The sequence below is a fragment of the Microcoleus sp. FACHB-672 genome, from assembly GCF_014695725.1.
Lineage (GTDB): Bacteria > Cyanobacteriota > Cyanobacteriia > Cyanobacteriales > Oscillatoriaceae > FACHB-68.
On sequence record NZ_JACJOU010000004.1, the window covers coordinates 306,962 to 325,435 of the forward strand.

Annotated in this window: 14 protein-coding genes; 6 read left to right on the forward strand and 8 right to left on the reverse strand. The window is 47.0% G+C overall.

The features are described 5' to 3' along the window. Positions 1–11: 11 nt before the first annotated feature. Complete coding sequence (locus H6F56_RS02345; protein WP_190665238.1) at positions 12–1,325, reverse strand: hypothetical protein; 1,314 nt, start codon at positions 1,323–1,325, stop codon at positions 12–14. A 79-nt stretch (positions 1,326–1,404) separates the two neighbouring features. Between H6F56_RS02345 and H6F56_RS26705 the strand changes: the two genes are divergently transcribed. The 3 genes from H6F56_RS26705 to ileS all read left to right on the forward strand — a co-directional run bounded on the left by H6F56_RS26705 (position 1,405) and on the right by ileS (position 7,049). Next, positions 1,405–1,539 carry a hypothetical protein gene (locus tag H6F56_RS26705; protein ID WP_255513665.1) on the forward strand — a complete coding sequence of 45 codons (135 nt, stop codon included), beginning with the start codon at positions 1,405–1,407 and terminating at the stop codon, positions 1,537–1,539. Between the two features lie 59 nt (positions 1,540–1,598). Next, positions 1,599–3,890 carry a Ycf66 family protein gene (locus H6F56_RS02350; protein WP_190665239.1) on the forward strand — a complete coding sequence of 764 codons (2,292 nt, stop codon included), beginning with the start codon at positions 1,599–1,601 and terminating at the stop codon, positions 3,888–3,890. A gap of 282 nt (positions 3,891–4,172) precedes the next feature. Further along, positions 4,173–7,049 carry an isoleucine--tRNA ligase gene (gene ileS, locus H6F56_RS02355; RefSeq protein WP_190665240.1) on the forward strand — a complete coding sequence of 959 codons (2,877 nt, stop codon included), beginning with the start codon at positions 4,173–4,175 and terminating at the stop codon, positions 7,047–7,049. A 79-nt stretch (positions 7,050–7,128) separates the two neighbouring features. Here the strand turns inward: ileS and H6F56_RS02360 are convergent, their stop codons facing one another. From H6F56_RS02360 to H6F56_RS02375, 4 genes are all read right to left on the reverse strand, one after another. Next, positions 7,129–8,277 carry a phosphoadenosine phosphosulfate reductase family protein gene (locus tag H6F56_RS02360; RefSeq protein ID WP_190665241.1) on the reverse strand — a complete coding sequence of 383 codons (1,149 nt, stop codon included), beginning with the start codon at positions 8,275–8,277 and terminating at the stop codon, positions 7,129–7,131. Positions 8,278–8,358: 81 nt separating this feature from the next. After that, the gene (locus tag H6F56_RS02365) at positions 8,359–10,152 is read right to left on the reverse strand and encodes an ATP-binding protein (protein ID WP_190665242.1); all 1,794 of its coding nucleotides are present in this window, start codon (positions 10,150–10,152) and stop codon (positions 8,359–8,361) included. 16 nt (positions 10,153–10,168) lie between these two features. Next, positions 10,169–11,281, reverse strand: a complete 1,113-nt coding sequence (locus H6F56_RS02370) for a hypothetical protein (protein WP_190665243.1) — start codon at positions 11,279–11,281, stop codon at positions 10,169–10,171. Positions 11,282–11,547: 266 nt separating this feature from the next. Then, complete coding sequence (locus H6F56_RS02375; RefSeq protein ID WP_190665244.1) at positions 11,548–11,754, reverse strand: hypothetical protein; 207 nt, start codon at positions 11,752–11,754, stop codon at positions 11,548–11,550. A gap of 673 nt (positions 11,755–12,427) precedes the next feature. Between H6F56_RS02375 and H6F56_RS02380 the strand changes: the two genes are divergently transcribed. Beyond that, a complete protein-coding gene (locus H6F56_RS02380) occupies positions 12,428–13,267 on the forward strand; it encodes an alpha/beta hydrolase (protein ID WP_199312532.1) in 840 nt (279 codons plus the stop codon). Between the two features lie 759 nt (positions 13,268–14,026). Further along, positions 14,027–14,470, forward strand: coding sequence for a YbhB/YbcL family Raf kinase inhibitor-like protein (locus tag H6F56_RS02385; protein WP_199312533.1), 444 nt, complete (start codon positions 14,027–14,029; stop codon positions 14,468–14,470). Here the strand turns inward: H6F56_RS02385 and H6F56_RS02390 are convergent. Beyond that, entirely contained in the window at positions 14,467–14,799 is a 333-nt protein-coding gene (locus H6F56_RS02390; protein ID WP_190665245.1) for a YbjQ family protein, read from the reverse strand. The genes H6F56_RS02385 and H6F56_RS02390 overlap by 4 nt on opposite strands. Positions 14,800–14,915: 116 nt before the next feature. Here H6F56_RS02390 and H6F56_RS02395 point away from each other — a divergent pair, with 116 nt between their 5' ends. Beyond that, positions 14,916–16,007, forward strand: coding sequence for a tetratricopeptide repeat protein (locus H6F56_RS02395; protein ID WP_190665246.1), 1,092 nt, complete (start codon positions 14,916–14,918; stop codon positions 16,005–16,007). 140 nt (positions 16,008–16,147) lie between these two features. Here the strand turns inward: H6F56_RS02395 and H6F56_RS26710 are convergent, their stop codons facing one another. Then, a complete protein-coding gene (locus H6F56_RS26710) occupies positions 16,148–16,273 on the reverse strand; it encodes a hypothetical protein (RefSeq protein ID WP_255513666.1) in 126 nt (41 codons plus the stop codon). A gap of 210 nt (positions 16,274–16,483) precedes the next feature. Beyond that, positions 16,484–18,307 (reverse strand): ArnT family glycosyltransferase, encoded by a 1,824-nt coding sequence (locus H6F56_RS02400; RefSeq protein ID WP_255513669.1) that lies wholly within the window; start codon positions 18,305–18,307, stop codon positions 16,484–16,486. Between the last annotated feature and the right edge of the window lie 167 nt (positions 18,308–18,474).

Below are 18,474 nucleotides of genomic sequence, written 5' to 3' on the forward strand. Positions count from 1 at the left end.
GGGGCACTCTTTCACTTGATTCCGTCATTCTCAATGCCGGTGTAGGTGCCGGCGGGGAACAGTCCTAACCAAGGATCGGAACTGGGTGTAAGAAAGAGTTCGGCATAGACGCGCTCGTTTAAGGTTGCTACATCGTCGGTACTTTCTCCGCGCACAAACCATTCGTGAATCTGCGTGTGAAACAAGTATTCGTTGCGAACGGTATCTAAAGCGATCGCTTGCTCAAAATTAGGCAAAACCGGCACTAAAGCATTTTCACCTTTGCCGGCATAGGCTTGCGGATTCTTACTTCGCATCAACGCTTGGCTATTGGCATCGAGACGGGCGTCTGCGGCGTGGAGTTCGGCGAGTTGTGCCCATTTGGCGTCATCCATGACGGTTGGTAGTGTCTGGAGAGTGGGCGAAATCGCTCGCACAATGGGCAGTTCGACCCTCGATTTGGTCATTGCCAATTCACCGGCTTCTAAAGCGGTGGGGGGATTGCTTCCCGGCTGAAGATTATTCACGCTTCCCGGCAAGGGTAAGGAGATCCCTAGCTTCGATAAATCTGCTGTCCAAGCTACTTCAATATCCGCAAGGCGGGCGCTGTGATACTGGCTTAGAAATGCTTGGCGCTGGCTGCCGGCAAGCTGAGATGATTGCTTGACAAGTTCTTCTATTTTTGATAGATGTTTCACAAAGGCTTGAGGGCCATACAATCCGGGCAAAGCATCAACGGGGCGTCCATCAGTATCAAGAATGTAATGAATACTATTGCCGGTGAGGGTGCGCTCTAACCGGCGTCCATCCCCAAAATCAATCGTGACTCTAGGTGCCGGTCGTACAGATTCCCAGTGCAGAACAAAGCGATCACGCAGAATATTAGAAACTTCAGCATTTGGATACAGCGCGATGCGGAAAAACCGGCTATTAGCACAACTCAACTCTTCATCGAGCCGGCCTAACAAACGCAACGACAGAATCGGTTTGCCGGTGGCTTTTGCAACAGCTTTGGCTTGTTCTAAATCCGTGTGCCAGTACAAGCGTGAGGCGTAGCAGTCTCGCTGCTGGCAAATCGCATCCAGTGCGCTACTGAGTCGTTGCATCTGGGGACGGTTGCCTTGAAGTTGGCTGCGCTGCAACTCACTGCCATAAACTTCTAAAAACGCCTCAATTCCCTTTGCTCCTTGGGCGCGTAGCGCTGTAATCGCCTTGGCAGATTCAGAAGAACTTTCAGAGATAGCAGCGCGTGCTAGGACTTGCAGAGGCGTTTGAGCGAAAACCGGCTCTATAAACAGGCCGGCACAAACAAGCATTACAGCAGAAAGCGAACCATTGACTCTCATCACAACTCTCCCGTTGATCGTAGCTTTCCCGTGGTAGCGCCCAAATTGCAAAAATTGTCAGACTTTGTACAGCAAGACGATGTTAACAGTTACGCCCGGTTCCGTCACCGGCAAGCTAGATAAAATCCTTTGCCCGCAACCACCGTCGGCAAGCCGAGATCACAGCATTGTCCCAAAAGATAGAGATCAAGAGGCTATAGGAACGATAGAATGAGCCTGATAAGACGAATCGGCGGTTTGTCTAAATAGTTCACAGCGGGAGATACCGGCAAGATGCTTTCATACATTCTGGCGTTGACAGTCGCTCTTGGTAGCTTCGCCCTTTACATGGCTGCTTTCTTTTTTCCTGAAGTCCATCGTAAAGGGGACTTTATCTGGAGTGGCGTAGGACTGTTTTATGCCTTGGTGTTATGGTTTTGTGCCGGACGAATTACCGGCGCTGTGCTGTTGGGAGAAACCGCCAGCATTAGCTTACTCGGTTGGTTGGGTTGGCAAACTCTGAAATTAAGAAGGGAAGTCACTCCCTCCCAAGAGCGCACTCAAATCGCTGAACCAGAGAAGTTAACAGCGGGTGTATCTCAGGTAGGCGGAGGGCTGACAAACCTCTTCAAACGCAAGTCTAAATCGGCTCCTGTCCCCGTTGAAAATACAGTGGTGCCGACAGCAGATATTCCCCAGCCGGCTCAGATACCCCAGCCTATCGCTGAAGTTGATGGTTCCTCTGTTAATCAGTTGGTTGAAACGGCAACTGAGCTACAAACACCGGCTTCTCAGGAAACGATTAGGCAAGAAACGCCTGTCTCAGAAGAAGCCATTGCCGTCACAATGGCAGAAACGCTTTACGAGGAAATCGAGCAGGCAGCCAAGTCAGTCGCCTTTGAAGAAATCTTGCCCCCAGAGGCACGCCCAAACGCAACGCCTGCGCCTGAAGCCTTAGCTGCACCTCCAGAAGAAGTGCTGAATCCGGAAAGCCTGCGCCCAACGCCTGCGCCTGATGCTTTAGATGCGCCTCTAGAAGAAGTGCTGAATCCGGAAATCCCTTCGGTTAAAGAAGCGTTTATCTCCGCAAGAGAGGAAGTGCTTTCAGCGCCCGAACAAATTGAGCCGGCAAGCGGAGATACCCAGCCGATCACAACAAATGCGGAAGCACTCGAACAAGTAGAACCGGCAAGCGGAGATACCCAGCCGGTAACAACAAATATTGAAAATATGCCCGCCGCCGCCGCACTAGAAGGTGCAACCGGCGAATCTGACACATTAGAGGACGACGAATTTGACGATGAGGTGTTTGAGCCGGCACCCCCAACATCGGCAAAACCGCCCCAGAAGCCAACCGCAGTTAAGCGCCCTCAAGAGTCACGCCCGACTAAACCGACGGCAGCAGCCGATGGTGGGGCAAATCAACTGCTTGCGCCAGTCGCAGGTTTGATCTCCACCCTGCAAAACGGCATTCAAGGGTTGCTGAATAAAGTTAAAAAACCGAAAACTCAGCCGGAAAGGAAAACACCTTCATCGGCAAGCGTTTCCAAGCGGGTAGAAGAACAGTCACCCCTGCAAGTGGATGCAGTGCTTGAGGTATCTGTGGTTGACACAGTAATTACCGACGCAGAAATCGTCTCAGAATCAACAACAATTATCACAGACGCAAATAATCCCGATGCGCCCGTTACTGTTGTTGTTGAAGAATTAACGATTCTAACCGAGCCGGCAACCTCTACTGATAGCAGCACAGAGACGACAAGCCGGCTGGAAGCAATTCCCCCCAACCCTCCAAGTCCCGAACTCGTAGAAGCCGCCCAAGAATCTGCGAACGAAGTCACCGATTCCTCACAATCTCAAATCCCGATTGAGGAAATTGCGCCTGAAGTCGAACTCGCACCGCCGGCAGAAGGTTCTGACGAGGAAAACCTGGAAGTGAGCGCTGAGGCAGAACCTGAGCCGGCAGAAGCGCTTGATATTCCTCCCCTGGAAGCAACCCCGTTAGAATTAGAACCCACCTCATCGGCACTAACAACCCCATCTGCATCAGAAGCACAATTCCCGACGCCAAGTATTGAGATCCCAATTCAACCCACCGCGCCAAAGACAGAAACCTCTGAATCAGAAAGCCGGCTGGAAGCCATTCCCCCCAATCCTCCCAGTCCCGAACTCGTAGAAGCAGCCCAAGAATCCGCCAACGAAGTCACCGATTCCTCACAATCTCAAATCCCGATTGAGGAAATTGCGCCTGAAGTCGAACTCGCACCGCCGGCAGAAGGTTTTGACGAGGAAAACTTGGAAGTAAGTGTTGAGGCGGAACCTGAGCCGGCAGAAGCGATTGATATTCCTCCCCTGGAAGCAACCCCAGTAGAATTAGAACCCACTCCGCCGGCATCGGCAACCCCATCTGCATCAGCACCCACCCCGTCGGCACCGGGAACCCCACCCCAAGCTGCTCAAAAGGATAACGTAGCCAAAGTAATGCGAGCCGGTAGACAAGATCCCGCCCTCGTAGAACCAGCTAAACGCTCCGCCGAAGCCAAATCTAAGAGCAATCCTAATGCCGACGAGGGAAAAGGGGCATAGGGGATTGGGCATGGGCATAGGGGATTGGGCATCGGACTCAGCACTCAGCACTCAACTTGAGCGGCTGCGGTAGGCGGAGGTGAAAGGAGGCGAGCGAAGCGTAATCTCCATACTGTTTCACTCAGAACTCAAAGCTCTAAACTCAAAACTTAAAACTGAGCACTCTACTCTTCCAATGCCCAATCCCCCATCCCCCATGCCCAATTGCCAATACTCCTAACTGAACTCAAAGCGATAGAATGAGGGTTTAATTACCCTTCTACTATCGTTCGGGGTTCGATTGTGACAGAAGCGAAAACTTACAAAGATACCGTCAACTTGCCCCAGACTAAGTTTGATATGCGAGCTAGCGCTGTCAAACGGGAACCGGAATTGCAAAAATTTTGGGCAGAGCAACAGATTTATGAGCGGCTGTCGCAGGAAAATCCCGGCGAGTTGTTTATTTTGCACGATGGCCCACCCTACGCCAATGGCGCACTCCACATTGGGCACGCCTTAAATAAAATTCTCAAAGACATCATCAACCGCTACCAACTACTACAAGGGCGCAAGGTTCGCTATGTCCCTGGCTGGGACTGTCACGGCTTGCCGATTGAGCTGAAAGTCTTGCAAGAAATGAAGCAAGAGGAGCGCAAACAACTCACGCCCTTGCAATTGCGCCACAAAGCCCGTGACTTTGCGGTTAAAACTGTGGAACAGCAAAGCCAGGACTTCCAGCGCTACGGCGTTTGGGGCGACTGGGCACACCCTTACCTGACTTTAAAACCTGAATACGAAGCTGCACAAATCGGCGTTTTTGGCAAAATGGTCTTGAAGGGCTATATCTACCGGGGACGCAAGCCGGTGCACTGGAGTCCGAGTTCAAAAACAGCCCTTGCTGAAGCCGAACTGGAATATCCTGAAGGGCACACTTCGCGCAGCCTCTATGCTGCCTTCCAGATGACAGGTTTGGCGTCAAGCGTGCCGGCAGAATGGCAGAGTTATTTACCGGCTCTCGGCGTCGCCATCTGGACAACAACCCCTTGGACAATCCCCGCTAACCTCGCCGTCAGCGTCAACCCTGAACTTACTTACGCTGTAGTAGAAACGGCTGAAGATTCGGTTAAATACAAATATCTAATTGTGGCTGCTGATTTAGTTGAACGTCTTTCAGCAACACTGGGCGTAAATTTAACCGTCAAAGGCACAGTCAAAGGCGCGGCGCTAGAACATTCCAGCTACCGGCATCCATTATTTGACCGGCAGAGTGAAATTGTCATCGGTGGCGATTATGTTACTACTGAATCCGGCACCGGCTTGGTACACACCGCACCGGGACATGGTTTAGAAGACTATCAAGTTGGGCAGCGTTACGGGTTGCAGGTGCTTGCGCCGGTGGATGAAGATGGCAACTTTACCGCAGAAGCCGGTCAGTTTGCCGGTATGAATGTGCTGGGAGAAGGCAACGGCGCTGTGGTTGAAGCTCTTGCAGAAGCCGGTTCCTTACTGAAAGAAGAACCCTACGTTCACAAATATCCCTACGACTGGCGTACCAAAAAACCGACTATTTTTCGGGCAACGGAACAGTGGTTTGCTTCCGTTGAAGGATTTCGGGAAGAAGCGATGAAAGCCATCGCGGAAGTGAAATGGATTCCCACCCAAGGGGAAAACCGGATTAAATCAATGGTTTCAGAACGTTCTGACTGGTGTATCTCCCGTCAGCGCAATTGGGGTGTTCCGATTCCCGTTTTCTATGACGAAGAAACCGGCGAACCTCTGTTGAATGAAGAAACCATCTCCCACGTTCAGGCAGTTGTGGCAGAAAAAGGTTCAGATGCTTGGTGGGAACTGCCGGTTGAGGAATTGCTGCCGGCATCCTATCGCAACAATGGCAAAAGCTACCGCAAAGGCAGCGACACAATGGATGTTTGGTTCGACTCAGGCTCATCTTGGGCAGCAGTCGCCAGACAGCGCGAAGAATTGAACTATCCAGTTGATATGTATCTGGAAGGTTCCGATCAGCATCGCGGTTGGTTCCAGTCCAGTTTGCTCACCAGCGTGGCAAATAACGGCTGTGCGCCCTATAAAACGGTCTTAACTCACGGCTTTGTTCTCGATGAAAAAGGCCGTAAGATGAGCAAATCGATGGGCAATGTTGTTGATCCCAAGATTGTCATTGAAGGCGGCAAAAATCAACAAACAGAACCACCTTACGGGGCAGATATTCTGCGGTTGTGGGTGTCATCGGTCGATTATTCTTCCGATGTTCCTCTCGGCAAAAACATCTTGAAACAAATGTCGGATGTTTACCGAAAAATTCGCAATACCGCGCGATTTTTGTTGGGGAATGTGCATGATTTTGACCCAACTCAAAATGCTGTGCCTTACGAACAACTGCCGCAGCTTGATCGGTATATGTTGCACCGGATGACAGAAGTTTTTGCAGAAGTTAAAGCAGCCTACGAAAATTTTGAATTTGACCGAGTTTTCCAAGCTGTACAGAATTTCTGTGTCGTCGATTTGTCTAACTTCTACTTAGATATTGCCAAAGACCGGCTTTATATCAGCGCCCCCGATGCTTTCCGGCGTCGCAGTTGCCAAACTGTGCTAGTCATTGCTCTGGAAAATTTAGCCAAAGCCATTGCACCGATTCTCTGTCACATGGCAGAAGATATCTGGCAATATATTCCTTATTCAACTGCTGACAAATCGGTTTTTGAAGCCGGCTGGGTAAAAGTAGAAGATAGCTGGAAAAAACCGGAATTATCGCAAGTTTGGCAACAATTGCGGCAAATTCGTGGGGAAGTTAACCAAGTTCTAGAAGAAGCCCGTAAAGATAAAACGATTGGCTCATCTTTAGAAGCGAAAGTGCTGCTCTATGTTGCCGATGCAGAATTGCGCCGGCAGATGGAAATTATCAACCCAGATAGCTTAGACGGAAACGGCGTTGATGAACTGCGCTACCTGTTTATTTCCTCTGAGGTGGAATTGCTAGATTCACCGGCATCTCTGGAAGGAGTACAATATAAATCCCAATCTGAAGCGCTGGGAATTGGCGTTGTTAAAGCAGAGGGTGAGAAATGTGATCGTTGCTGGAATTACTCAACTCTCGTGGGTAAATCAACCGAGCATCCTTTAATTTGTGAACGATGCGAGCCGGCATTGGCTGGGGAATTTTAAAACTGGAAATTGAATAGAGGAAAAGATGCCGGTTGTTTATATCGGCATCTTTTTTATTTCTTTATAGGGTAAGCAGCTTTTAAGAAGGATTCTCAATTTCTAAGTCTAATAAATCAGTCCTTGAATCCTTCTTATTTTCTTTTCGATATTGTTCCAACATTACAAAGTCACAAGGTCTATATAATCCTTCTAGCTCTTTTGTATCCAACTCAAAATCTTCTATATCTGCCCATACGCTGTAGAGGCGCATCATTTCATCACCAAGATTTTTGATTAGCACGTCATAAAGCTTAGGGTGTTGTTTTTGAAGAGTAAATAGACGGGAGTCTTTATATAGCATATCTTGTAAACATGACCAGCATCCAACGCGCTGATAGCCCATATTGTAAAGTGGATTCAATGGAAGTTTATACTTTTGGATGTAGTCAGCAATATCTTGGTCTTTCCAAGCATAAAGGCACCAGGCGATGAGTGTGTTGTATGTTTTGCTATAGCGCAAGGCTCCATAGTCTGCAAAGTTTAACTTTCGCATCAAACTTTCAGATACACGCAAGCCTGTAATTACACCTTCAATCTTGTGTTCTCGATAAAATTGACGGGCGGGTGTCTCCTTCATTCGCCTACAGCATGAATTAGACAGCTTAACATCTGCCTTGTTTGATAAATCACGCATGAAGGTTGTATTCCCCCGGCCAGCAACAGGAATACCTTGTTCCCCGGTTAACTTCCAGAAATCAACTTTTGGCTTAACTTCATAAAAATTGAGGTTCCAATCTTGTGCCAGTTGACGAACGTACTTAATTGATTCAGGAAATTCGATACCCGTGTTTACGATCATTACAGGAATATCGGGTCTGATCTTACGGGCGATGTCAAGAGCGACTAAGCTATCACGTCCACCACTAAAAGCCACAGCTACATTGTCTGTAGCTTCAAAGAGAGTTCGTAGCACTTCACGAGCGAGAGCAACTTTACCCCTCAAATCTTTACGGTAGCAAACAGCAAGTTGCTTGATTACTCTGCCAAGACGCTCAGGTTTAGCGAAGGCATCTTCCTTAATTGTGGGTGGAGGACGATGGAAGATAGCCACTTTGCCAGTGCGGCTTTCCCATGTTCGGAGTTGATGAGGAGAAGAGTCGATTAGACGCTGCCCGAAAGATTTTGAGTATATAAGCGGGAGAAACTTATCAAAATATCGAGCTTCGAGCCTTTCTTCAATATTTGACATAGTGTGCTCTGCCTTACTATAAGACTCTCTACTTGAATAATACTGTCTAAAGAGAGAATACAGGCAGCGAAACTACTTCCTCTAGCTGGCATCTTCTTGCTTCCTACAGGCTGGCGGTGGAAACTTGACCCGGAGAGGCTGCCCGAAGAAATCAACATTGAGGATCAACTCTCCCTTTTGTAGCTCAGAGAGTCTATCCTTGATCTCTTTGGGAAATGCACGGTAGGGGTCTGTGCTTGTCTCCGTTGCATCCGTCAGTCCGAAAGCTTTGTTTGCACAGTTACCATATACTTGAGGATTGATACGTGATGCAAACTGCTCTGCACCAAAAAGAATTACCCCAAGAGAACCACCTCTAGCAGTAATGTCAACAATGTCGGTTGTTAATGGCGAAGATAAACCAGAAGGTGCATACTTATTCAGTTCATCTACAAAAATGACTATTTTCTTCAGTTCTCCTGTATCTCCAAAAGCCATTTTGTCTTCAACAGCTTTTAAAACATCTCCAAACACCCACTGCTTCTCAAGATCATTTACGCTACCAATATCCACAACTACAGTTTGACCAGCAGTTAAAGAGTCTTTAATGAAAGTAGAAGGCAAGCGAAAACGATTGCTTGCAAAATCCTGGCGCTCATAGTCAAATACACCAGTTGTTCTATTATTTGTTGCAGTATTTAGACTTTTCATTACGACTCTAACTGTAGAATCGGTTGCATTGAGGTACGAGCTTTTTTTTGCTACATGGGTTTGCAATTGACTTGACAGGTCAGAGAAAGTTCTCTGTGTCCAAGCGTATGAGGTGTTGTCATTATCCAGAGCATCAATAAGTTGCTCTTGAGGATCTGTGAGGGGTTGACTAGCTAAGAGAAGACGAAGCTTACCTTGTACATCCTGTAATGTATATCGATAGATGAAGTAATTATTTGGTTGGTTAGTAATTAGCCCATCTCCTGCCAGAGGTAAATTTCTCAAATCGGCATTGATTCGATTCGAGTCATTCTTTGACGAGGGCAGAAAATAGAATACGCTATTTTCATCAAATGGTCGCGCTTCTAACCCCATAGACTGCCAAGATTCTTGTAAGTTTCGTAGTCGTTCGCGCTGATCCTCCTCCAATTGTTCAAATTGTGCTGGGTTATTGGCTGCGGAAAGCAATCTATTAGGACGATGAATTTGTAGGAGATCACTTCCCTTGACGTTGAAGATGACGAAAGCTGTATCTTTTTGTGTTTGGAGAATTGCAGAAATAAGGAAAAGGATATAAGATGTCTTTGCCGCCAATCGAGACTTACCTGAAACATTGAGGTGCGCTCCTTCAGGACCCGTCAACCAGGATGCTTCCATGCAAACAGGAACTTTCACATTATTGGATTGCTCAATGTATCCAATCGGTATCCTGTATTCTTCTCGAATGTCATTTGCTCTCAACAAAGCTTGAATTGCTTCAGCATCTGCAAGATAGACAGGGCTATTAAACTGAACAGGCATTCGCACATTATCAGATGTTCCAAGAACTTGTGCTTTTGCAACATTGAAGGCTATGCGGTCAATCTCGCTAGTGAGTTGAACATCACCAAAGTTTGTTGATGCAAAAATTTCTAAAAAACTTTCCGCATCCGTGTAGCTCGTAATGTCTAGCACCTGTGCATACACTTGACGATGCGTTTGTTGCTCTCTGACCACTATTAAATCCAGTGGATTAATGTTTGTACTTGGATCAATCCAAAAGTAGAATTCGCGGCTATTGTTGCCCTGCATTTTGGTTGCCGCAACACGCCCAATAGTGTTTTGGCTCGGATTAGACTCTTGAGTTTGTTCCTGATTATATTCCTGAGCCTGATTTTGATTCGGTTGAGGAAGTTGACCGACCATGTGATTATTACTCCATCTAATACTGACTAGATTCCCAGATGCCTCTAAGTTTATCTACAGACTTTAGCTTGCTCTTAATCAAAGTCTCAGCGACATAAATTGGATACAGGAAAGACTCACCGCGTCTGTTGTCATACAGATACGGAGTTCGCAGTCTGAAAAGCTTATGACTGAGAGCATTAACAGTTTTTAATCTGAGAGTCGAATCTAGGTAAACATTAGACGGTGGTAGCTCAACTTTGATAATGCCGCTTACAGGACTCTGACGAGCATTGTGCAGCCTAATGAACCACATATAAGTGTATTTATCTAAACGGTTGATCTCTGGTGTGAGTTTGTACACAGGGCTGCGCCAACCTACAGGTAAGTTTGTCAGTATGCCTACAAGGTAGCCTATTCGTTCTCGCGTACTGTTTCGTTCAACAATTGGGTTGAGAGTAAAAGATTTACTGATTCCTACAACCTGAATATCACGCATATTATTGTTATAAGCATCTATGTCAAACAGCGTACCGTCTGCCGCAGTCCAATTGTCTGGATAGCTGTTAGAAAGTTCTCGAACTAACTCTCTTTCGCAAATTCGCATCCTTCGTCGCGCCCTTCGGATAGCTGCATTTCGCATCTCGACCATATCCGTAGGATCGATTTGCCTATTGCCAGATAATTTATCTGTAGGATCTTCAAGCTTAAATGTGCCACTAACTTGAAGATTAATGCCCATGCCTTGCTGAACGGAGGCTAAAATCATGTGCCTATTGTTAAAGCCTGTTTCTTGCCATCGTCCGTTATCAAAGGAAACAGCAACAGCACCCACATGAGATAGCCCAACAGGATACGAAACACCATTGGCACCTAACAGAAAGCCAACATTGACTGTTCGAGGCGAACCGTCAATAAAATGTGAAATCTGAGTTTCTGGGGTGTCCGCCGATAACTCGTCGATGCGCTGCTGTGGATGAAGCTCTTCAGCATGGGCATCTGCTGGTATTGTTGTATCCTCATCGCTACGAATGAACTGCTGTAAAACCTCTTCAGGCAACGACTCTGAAGAACTCCAAATTTCTATGCCGTGAGGTTCTAATCCTTGGCGGAACTGCCTAAGCGAAGCTATGTCATCCGTTAGGGGCATAGTAATTATGCTGAGGAAGGAAAAGTGATCCCGATTATTTTGACTCAAGAGTTCAACTTTGGCAATATCTCGATTAAGTCAAGCATTATTATTCCTCGCCTTTCCACTCTACTTGCCTTCATCTAATGGCTCATCGCACCAGCTTCACCCGCTACAGGCCAGCATTTTTGCGCCACACCAGCCGATGTCCCTTTAGCTCAGCCCGGTGTTCTTCCAGAAATGGAACCAACCTCGTCGCTCGCCTTTCCTACAAAGGAGTGATCCCATCAAATGACCAACGATTCAGATTCAATCCCACCATTAAGAAATAACAACGGCATCGCGCTCATGCCCAACATTCTCACCACATAACCGGCTTCCAATCTAGCTCTCAGCCGATGTTTGAGCCGCCAAGTGTAGTCCTCATTCGTGCCATCATACACGCCTACCAAGCCAGCTCGCCACTTTTTGCCCAAATCCAAAAGCTGAGACATCGTTGTATCTTGGTTCTCTACCAGGATGTAGAGCTTATCCGCAGGGTAGGCAATGAAATGGATGATGCTGGTTTTAGGCAGGGGACGATAAGCGTGTTGGAAAGCCGAATAGGTTTCACGTCTGTATTAATAAATACTTTCAATTTTTAGTTTCAAAGTTGCAAATCCCCATCATTTTAACTGGAATAAACTATAGCAATTTTAAATTGGTTGTCAGAGTTCTAGCGGTCAAGAGACCCGCACTCTAAGGTTTTCAGGCTGATGAGCCTTGATAAATCGCACAGCAATGCTCTAGGTGAAAAATCTTAGGGAGAAACCGCCACTTTTAGTGTGGATTATCACTTAAACATTTAACATTTTAATGAGTCTGAATCTTTCAAAAGAACGAGGTTAAACAACCATCAAGCGTCTTAGTGTGGAGGCATAATTCTCACGAATTTGAGAAAGTCTTTGAGATTGTTAAACACACAATTGTAGAAGGTTTCTATGGTTTCCAATCAACAACAAACCGATTCAACGTCCGATCCCGACAACGCCACACCGGCAACTGCCTCATCCGCCTAAACTGCCGACACCGGCTTCCCCCGGACAAATGCCGGTTCCCCACTTTCCAGCACCGGGACGCTTAGATCCCCCGGTGTAGGCTCAAGAAATGCCTAATAGGACAAACGCTATGAGGCAATATAATCGCTTTCCCCCTCGCTGGACACGACGACAACTCCTTCGATTTGGGGTTGCCGGTGTTGTCTTACCCCTCGCTGTCTCTCAAATATCCAGTTGTGTGAAACAGGACTTATCGATTATGAGAAGCTCAAAACAAGCTGGTTCAGCTGCGACTGAAGGACAATTGCGTTCTCGTCCAAGCCAGCCCACAGAAGCCGGAACTCCCGGACTGCATCCGTTGAAGTTGGATGGTAAGCGAGATGGCTTCCTCTACGTGCCTAAGGGCTATCGCCCTGAACGCCCCGCCCCCCTCGTCTTGATGCTACACGGTGCAGCAGGCGACGCTGAGGGCGCACTGAACATCGTTCAAAAGCTAGCAGATCCATACGAGACGATTTTGCTAGCTGTAGACTCGCGCCGGCAGACCTGGGATATGATTATGGGCCAGTATGGACCCGACATTGCCTTCATGGATCGGGCGCTGGCACAGACCTTCAGCCGTTATGCCGTAGATCCAAGCCGGTTGGCAATTGCCGGCTTCTCTGATGGCGCTTCCTATGCTCTCTCGGTTGGCGTCACCAATGGCGACCTGTTTACCCATGTCGTTGCCTTCTCACCCGGATTCATGGCACCGGCAGCCCAAGTTGGCAAACCCCAATTGTTCATCTCTCACGGCCAACGAGACGAGGTGCTACAAATTGATCGATGTAGCCGTCGAATTGTACCCGTGATGCAGCGAGCCGGTTATGAGGTGGTATATGAGGAATTTGACGGGCCTCATACCGTTCCTGGGCCGATTGCTCTGAAAGCCTTAGAGTGGTTTAAAGAAACACCCCCAACAGAGAGTTGACCATTCCCTTCTACTTGAAGCACTGAAAAGGCAGTTTCTCCTAAAATTCTATGGGTTGCTGTTGCCTTTAGGAATGTTATCCCAGAGCAAAAACTGACCTAGGTTCCTATAGGCACTCAAGCCAGATCAATATGCACTGGTTACATTGGTTAAGCCAAACTTTGCCGTATTGGTGATGGCTTTTGGGTAAAGTCTGTTAATATCTAGAGCCGCAATCTTTTAGTCAGGATGCGGTTGACCTAATACCTTGAGCGTATTGTAGGAAAAATCTTTACGGGATTCAAGGCGATTTTGTTCAGCGGTTTGCCACGCGCTCCTACGAATAGCATTTTCAATTTCAGGAATTGTGAATCCGCTTTGGCTTATGTAACTAAAAGTGTGTTGAGAGAGCTGAATTGATTTTACCTCTAATTTAGATTTTCTCTAGAAATTTCATAATTATTTGTGCTAATTCAAATTCAATTTTTAATATTGTTGCTTTTATTAATTAAATTTGATTTTCAAGATTCATCTCCATAAAGCCAATCATCATATTCTTTTGATTCCATAAGTTTTACTCAGCAAAACTTCTTCAGAATCTCCTCATTCGCTCAAAATTATCAATTTGCCGCTGAAATAAATCGGCAAATTTTTATTTAGCAAAATGCGGGTTTGACAGAGTTGATGGGGATCGGATTTCTCGACTTTTTTCAAGATACGTTAAAATCTGTCTCTACAATCAATCCGAGTCCAACACAAACAAAAACGCTGATTGAGCCTATGAAACTGAAAAGTACCGCTTTTGCTGCGAATGAGTCGATCCCCGCTAAATACACCTGCGATGGGCAAAATATTTCTCCACCGCTGAGTTGGGATGAAGCGCCGGCAGAAACTCAAAGCTTCGCCCTGATCGTTGACGATCCCGATGCACCAGGAGGGACATTTACCCACTGGGTTCTTTTTAACTTGCCGGCAGAAACTCGCCAAATACCAGAGGCTGCAAGCGATACAGGCGGCGTTCCTGGCAAAAACGATTTTGACACATTCGATTATGGCGGCCCTTGTCCCCCAGGCGGCACTCACCGTTACTTTTTCAAACTCTACGCATTGAATCACAACCTGGAACTCGAACCGGGGATCGAAAAAGCCGATGTGCTGAGAGCGATGGAAAGCCACATTTTGGCCACAGCAGAACTCGTAGGACATTACACCCGAAAATCTTAGTCCTGTATTAACCTCACAGCGGTGCCGGTAGCAGTAATGAGCAAGAGACTACCGGCTCCGTCAATGTTAATTGTGCCGGTGTTAATTTCGACGCCAATCACCGCATCTGCACCCAGGCGCTGAGCGCGTTGTTCCAGTTCTGCAAGTGCGTCCCGTTGCCCCCGTTCAAACACCTGTTCATAGCTGCCGGTGCGCCCACCGATGATATCGCGAATGCCGGCAAAAAAATCTCGCACGGCGTTGGTGCCGTAAACGACTTCGGCTGTTACAATCCCCAAATAATCTTGAATGACCATCCCTTGAAGAACGTCAGTTGTTGTTACAATCATTGATTGTCCTCGCAATGTGAAAAAAATCGCACAAGTCCGGATATCAATATCAATCATTGCTGATTGAATATTGAAGCAACAGTAGCATATTAGATTTGGCAGGAATATCTTAGGCCGTGCAAAAGCAAACTCTGTTCGTCATCAGTTTCTGGTTGTTGGGATCGCTCCCCGCCACCCAGCCACCTGTCGCCCAAGCTCAAGCACTTGTGGCGCAAAACAACAACAACCAACAGCTGGGCAAACTTCTCCAGCAAGCCCGTGAATTAGTAAACAAAGGAGATTTTCCCACCGCCTTAACACTTTACGAACAAGCAGCCAACTTAGACCGCAAAAACGCCCGAATTTTCTCTGGTATAGGCTACGTGCAGGCGCGCCAGGCAAACTACGAAGCCGCTGCATCAGCCTACCAGCAAGCCGTTGCCATTGAACCCAATAATGGAGATTTTCAATACGCGCTGGCATTCAGTTTAGCTCAGGCCGGCGATAATGCCGGGGCTGCCGGTGCCTATCGTCGCGCCGCCCAAATTGATCCAAAAAACATGAATGCTCATTTGGGACTAGGCGTTGTGCTGATGCGCCAAGAAGACTACAAAGGCGCTCAGAATGCATTTCAAAAAGCGATTGACCTTGACGGCAAATACTGGAAGGCTTATGAGTCGATGGGATTATCGCTCGTGCGGCAAGGCCGGCATCAGGAAGCGATAGAGGTGCTAAAACGAGCCGCTGGAATGGCTCCCAAGCAAGCAAGTGTGAAGCTGGGTTTAGGCACGGCTTACTTGGCGGAAGGCAACTTAAACGCTGCGAGAGTGGAGTTAGAACGAGCTGCCCAACTAGAGCCGCGTAATCCTGACATTCACTTCCAAGTTGGCAAAATATTCCAAGCGCAGAATGATTTTGCTCGTGCTGTCGTGGCTTATAAACAAGCCATAGCCATTAATCCCAAATCTGTAGAAGCGCAAGCGGCAATTGGCGATGTTCGCTTGCAAGAGCAGGATTATTTAGCAGCGATTGTGGCTTACAAAGAGGTCATTAAACTCGCTCCTGAAAATGCTGGAGCCTACTACAACCTAGGTCTAGCATTTAAAGGTCGAGATCGCCGGCCAGAAGCAAAAGAAGCCTTTGAGGAAGCCCGCAAACTCTATAAAAAGCAGGGCAACACTAAATGGGTGGAAAAAGTTGATAAAATGCTGCAAGAACTGAAAAACTGATTGTACTTAGAAGTCAGGTAAAAATGAAGAATTAAGCATTGAAAATCGGGTCTCTTAATTCTTCATTTTTCTCAAGTGTAGTGACATAGAAAGGCGAAGTACATTGATACTTAAAGGCAAGACTTGTGGAAGGCATCCATTCAACAAAGCGTTAATAACTCACCAACGCCGGCAAAGGCGCAACTCCACTGTCCACGTACCTTCTGCTGGTAAAATGCTTTAAAACTCGGGTAATGAGATTGATGGAATGCAATCTCGATGGTCATGATTTCACTAGGGCACAGTTGACGATGGCAGTGGCGATGTTTGAGTTTATCCCCTATCAGTTGTTTATGCCACAAAGGTTCAAAAAGAAGGCCGCAAATCATCGATAGAGCAAAAAAGTTCTTCTTGACTAAGCATGGGACGAGCAAGTATTGCTGTTGTGTGATGACTTTTAGCTTACTCGCTTGTCCCTTCCTTATCCCGAACTCAGGTTATGTAGCTTGCCGTACCACCTTAACCTCGCCAATAGCTGTCTGAGAGCCTTGAGCTTTCCCTGCGGCATCGCGGGTTTCCAGTGCTTGCCCCTTATTAGCCGAAAACCATCCTACTTCAAGGCGGTAATGCCCAGGTCGTACATTAGGCACAGTTGTTAACTTATGAACATCTCGCACAACTGTACCTGGCACGATTTGATCGAGAGGCAAATAGCCAGCTACCAAAGGAGCATCGGAACGGTTCTGAGAATTTCCATCTTGATTACGCAGGCTGACGCTTATGTTGAAATCTGGCGGTAGTGGCTCCAGAAATTTCCAGTAGAACGTAACTAGAATCTCCTCACCTGGTTTTAGCTCAGATCGACTCAGGTCATATCCTAGCAAGCGTATCTGTTTACCAAAAGATAAAGAGAGGGGAACCTGGATGTTTTTTAAATCCTCAGGTAGAGGCACAGGGCCTGGATAGACTCGCACATAGTCAACTCCGTGTAGCTGTACAGTGTGCAACGGTTGCTGTGCTGTAAAGTAAGCGAATACAGCCGGTTCTGGCTTCTGGCGCTGTATCGCATTGATGTAATACACCACACGATTAACTGATGTCCACTTGTCTAGTTCTACAGTACGACCTTGAAAATAGGGGGCAAACACTGTGGGGTGCAATACAGCTGCGGTAATTTCTTGAGTATTGGGTGACTGGTTTAACCAGTGAGCAGCTTGATCTAGACCCTCTCCTTGACCTATCGTTAACAAGTTTTGAACGGTGCGTGGACCCCCCAATAAAGGATTGTAGTAAGTTAAATAGTAGGGATAATGGGGTAAAAGGATGACAATTTGAGCGAGTGCAAGCAAGACTCCAGTCTTTATTCCTCGGTTAGTCTTCCATCTAGCAACCCAGTTATTAGACAAGCGAGGTTGTAGTGATACCCCCCAGTGTTTAACCCAAGCTCCAATTGTTCTCCACCCAACCCCAGCCAACAAGGCTAGCTCTGGCCAAGCGAGAAGGAAGTAGCGATCAAACTTGCTATTGATAGTAGATAAAAAGACTAGGACACACAAGGGGATTAAGAACAGGGCAATTAGCTCAGGGGTTTTCTTACAACCACGACGCAACTTGGGAATGACCAGTATGGCTAAACAAGCTAGTAACCCAGCTTGCATGGCGGGTGAAAGACGATAGGCTAGGACTAACGGATAGAAAGCAAGCCCTGGCGAAGTGCTTATCTGTCCTAGAAAGAAATGACCACCCCTATCAGCTTCTTTTTCAAGACCTTCTTTGAGGGCGTCAAATGTTTGTCGAGGTGCCACCCACAATGCGGGCCAAATCAGAAAGATGACCGCACCTAAGCTCATGCTCCACAACATCAGATCTATAATTTGTCGCTTCCAGCCTCTTGGAGGAAAATTTGTCCGCCAGAGTCCTAACTCAATTAGAACAATCCAGATAATAACTGCAGGCACAAGGCAAAGAGTCGGTATTTTAGCAGCCGTTGCCAATCCCATTAGTGCACCTGAAGCTACAAGCCATTTGCGATCGCCATCTCCCCGTAAGTAAAGCAGAAGAAGGAGCAATGCCAACACACTAAAGTCAGCTTGTAAGGCATCAGTTGTGATGAAGCGCTGATAGCCTAAAAAGAACGGTTCTAGTATAAGTAAGCTAATGGCAGCTAGAGCCGCAGGTCGCCCTAACAGTTGTTTGGCAAGTATATATATCCCTACCATGCAAGCTGAAGTAATCACTGCTTGTAGCAAGCGAGGTATTATATATAAGTTGATGGGTATAGACGACTGTATTATAGCGTTTCTCGAATAACAGAGGTACAGTAATGGGGAGCTGTTGAGGGTGTAAAGATGAAAGCCTACTCACTGGACTTGCGGGAAAAAATAATCCAAGTGTATGAGAATGAAGAAATATCGCAACGGGAATTGGCGAAACGATTTTGTGTAGCCAAAAGCTTCATTCAAAAGTTAATAAAACAGTAGAGAGAAAG

Excerpts from the sequence above, each read along its gene's own strand:
- H6F56_RS02345 (WP_190665238.1), bottom strand. The coding sequence starts at position 1,325 with ATGAGAGTCAATGGTTCGCTTTCTGCTGTAATGCTTGTTTGTGCCGGC.
- H6F56_RS26705 (WP_255513665.1), top strand. The coding sequence starts at position 1,405 with ATGTTAACAGTTACGCCCGGTTCCGTCACCGGCAAGCTAGATAAAATC.
- H6F56_RS02350 (WP_190665239.1), top strand. The coding sequence starts at position 1,599 with ATGCTTTCATACATTCTGGCGTTGACAGTCGCTCTTGGTAGCTTCGCC.
- H6F56_RS02360 (WP_190665241.1), bottom strand. The coding sequence starts at position 8,277 with ATGTCAAATATTGAAGAAAGGCTCGAAGCTCGATATTTTGATAAGTTT.
- H6F56_RS02365 (WP_190665242.1), bottom strand. The coding sequence starts at position 10,152 with ATGGTCGGTCAACTTCCTCAACCGAATCAAAATCAGGCTCAGGAATAT.
- H6F56_RS02370 (WP_190665243.1), bottom strand. The coding sequence starts at position 11,281 with ATGCCCCTAACGGATGACATAGCTTCGCTTAGGCAGTTCCGCCAAGGA.
- H6F56_RS02375 (WP_190665244.1), bottom strand. The coding sequence starts at position 11,754 with ATGTCTCAGCTTTTGGATTTGGGCAAAAAGTGGCGAGCTGGCTTGGTA.
- H6F56_RS02380 (WP_199312532.1), top strand. The coding sequence starts at position 12,428 with ATGAGGCAATATAATCGCTTTCCCCCTCGCTGGACACGACGACAACTC.
- H6F56_RS02385 (WP_199312533.1), top strand. The coding sequence starts at position 14,027 with ATGAAACTGAAAAGTACCGCTTTTGCTGCGAATGAGTCGATCCCCGCT.
- H6F56_RS02390 (WP_190665245.1), bottom strand. The coding sequence starts at position 14,799 with ATGATTGTAACAACAACTGACGTTCTTCAAGGGATGGTCATTCAAGAT.
- H6F56_RS26710 (WP_255513666.1), bottom strand. The coding sequence starts at position 16,273 with ATGACCATCGAGATTGCATTCCATCAATCTCATTACCCGAGTTTTAAA.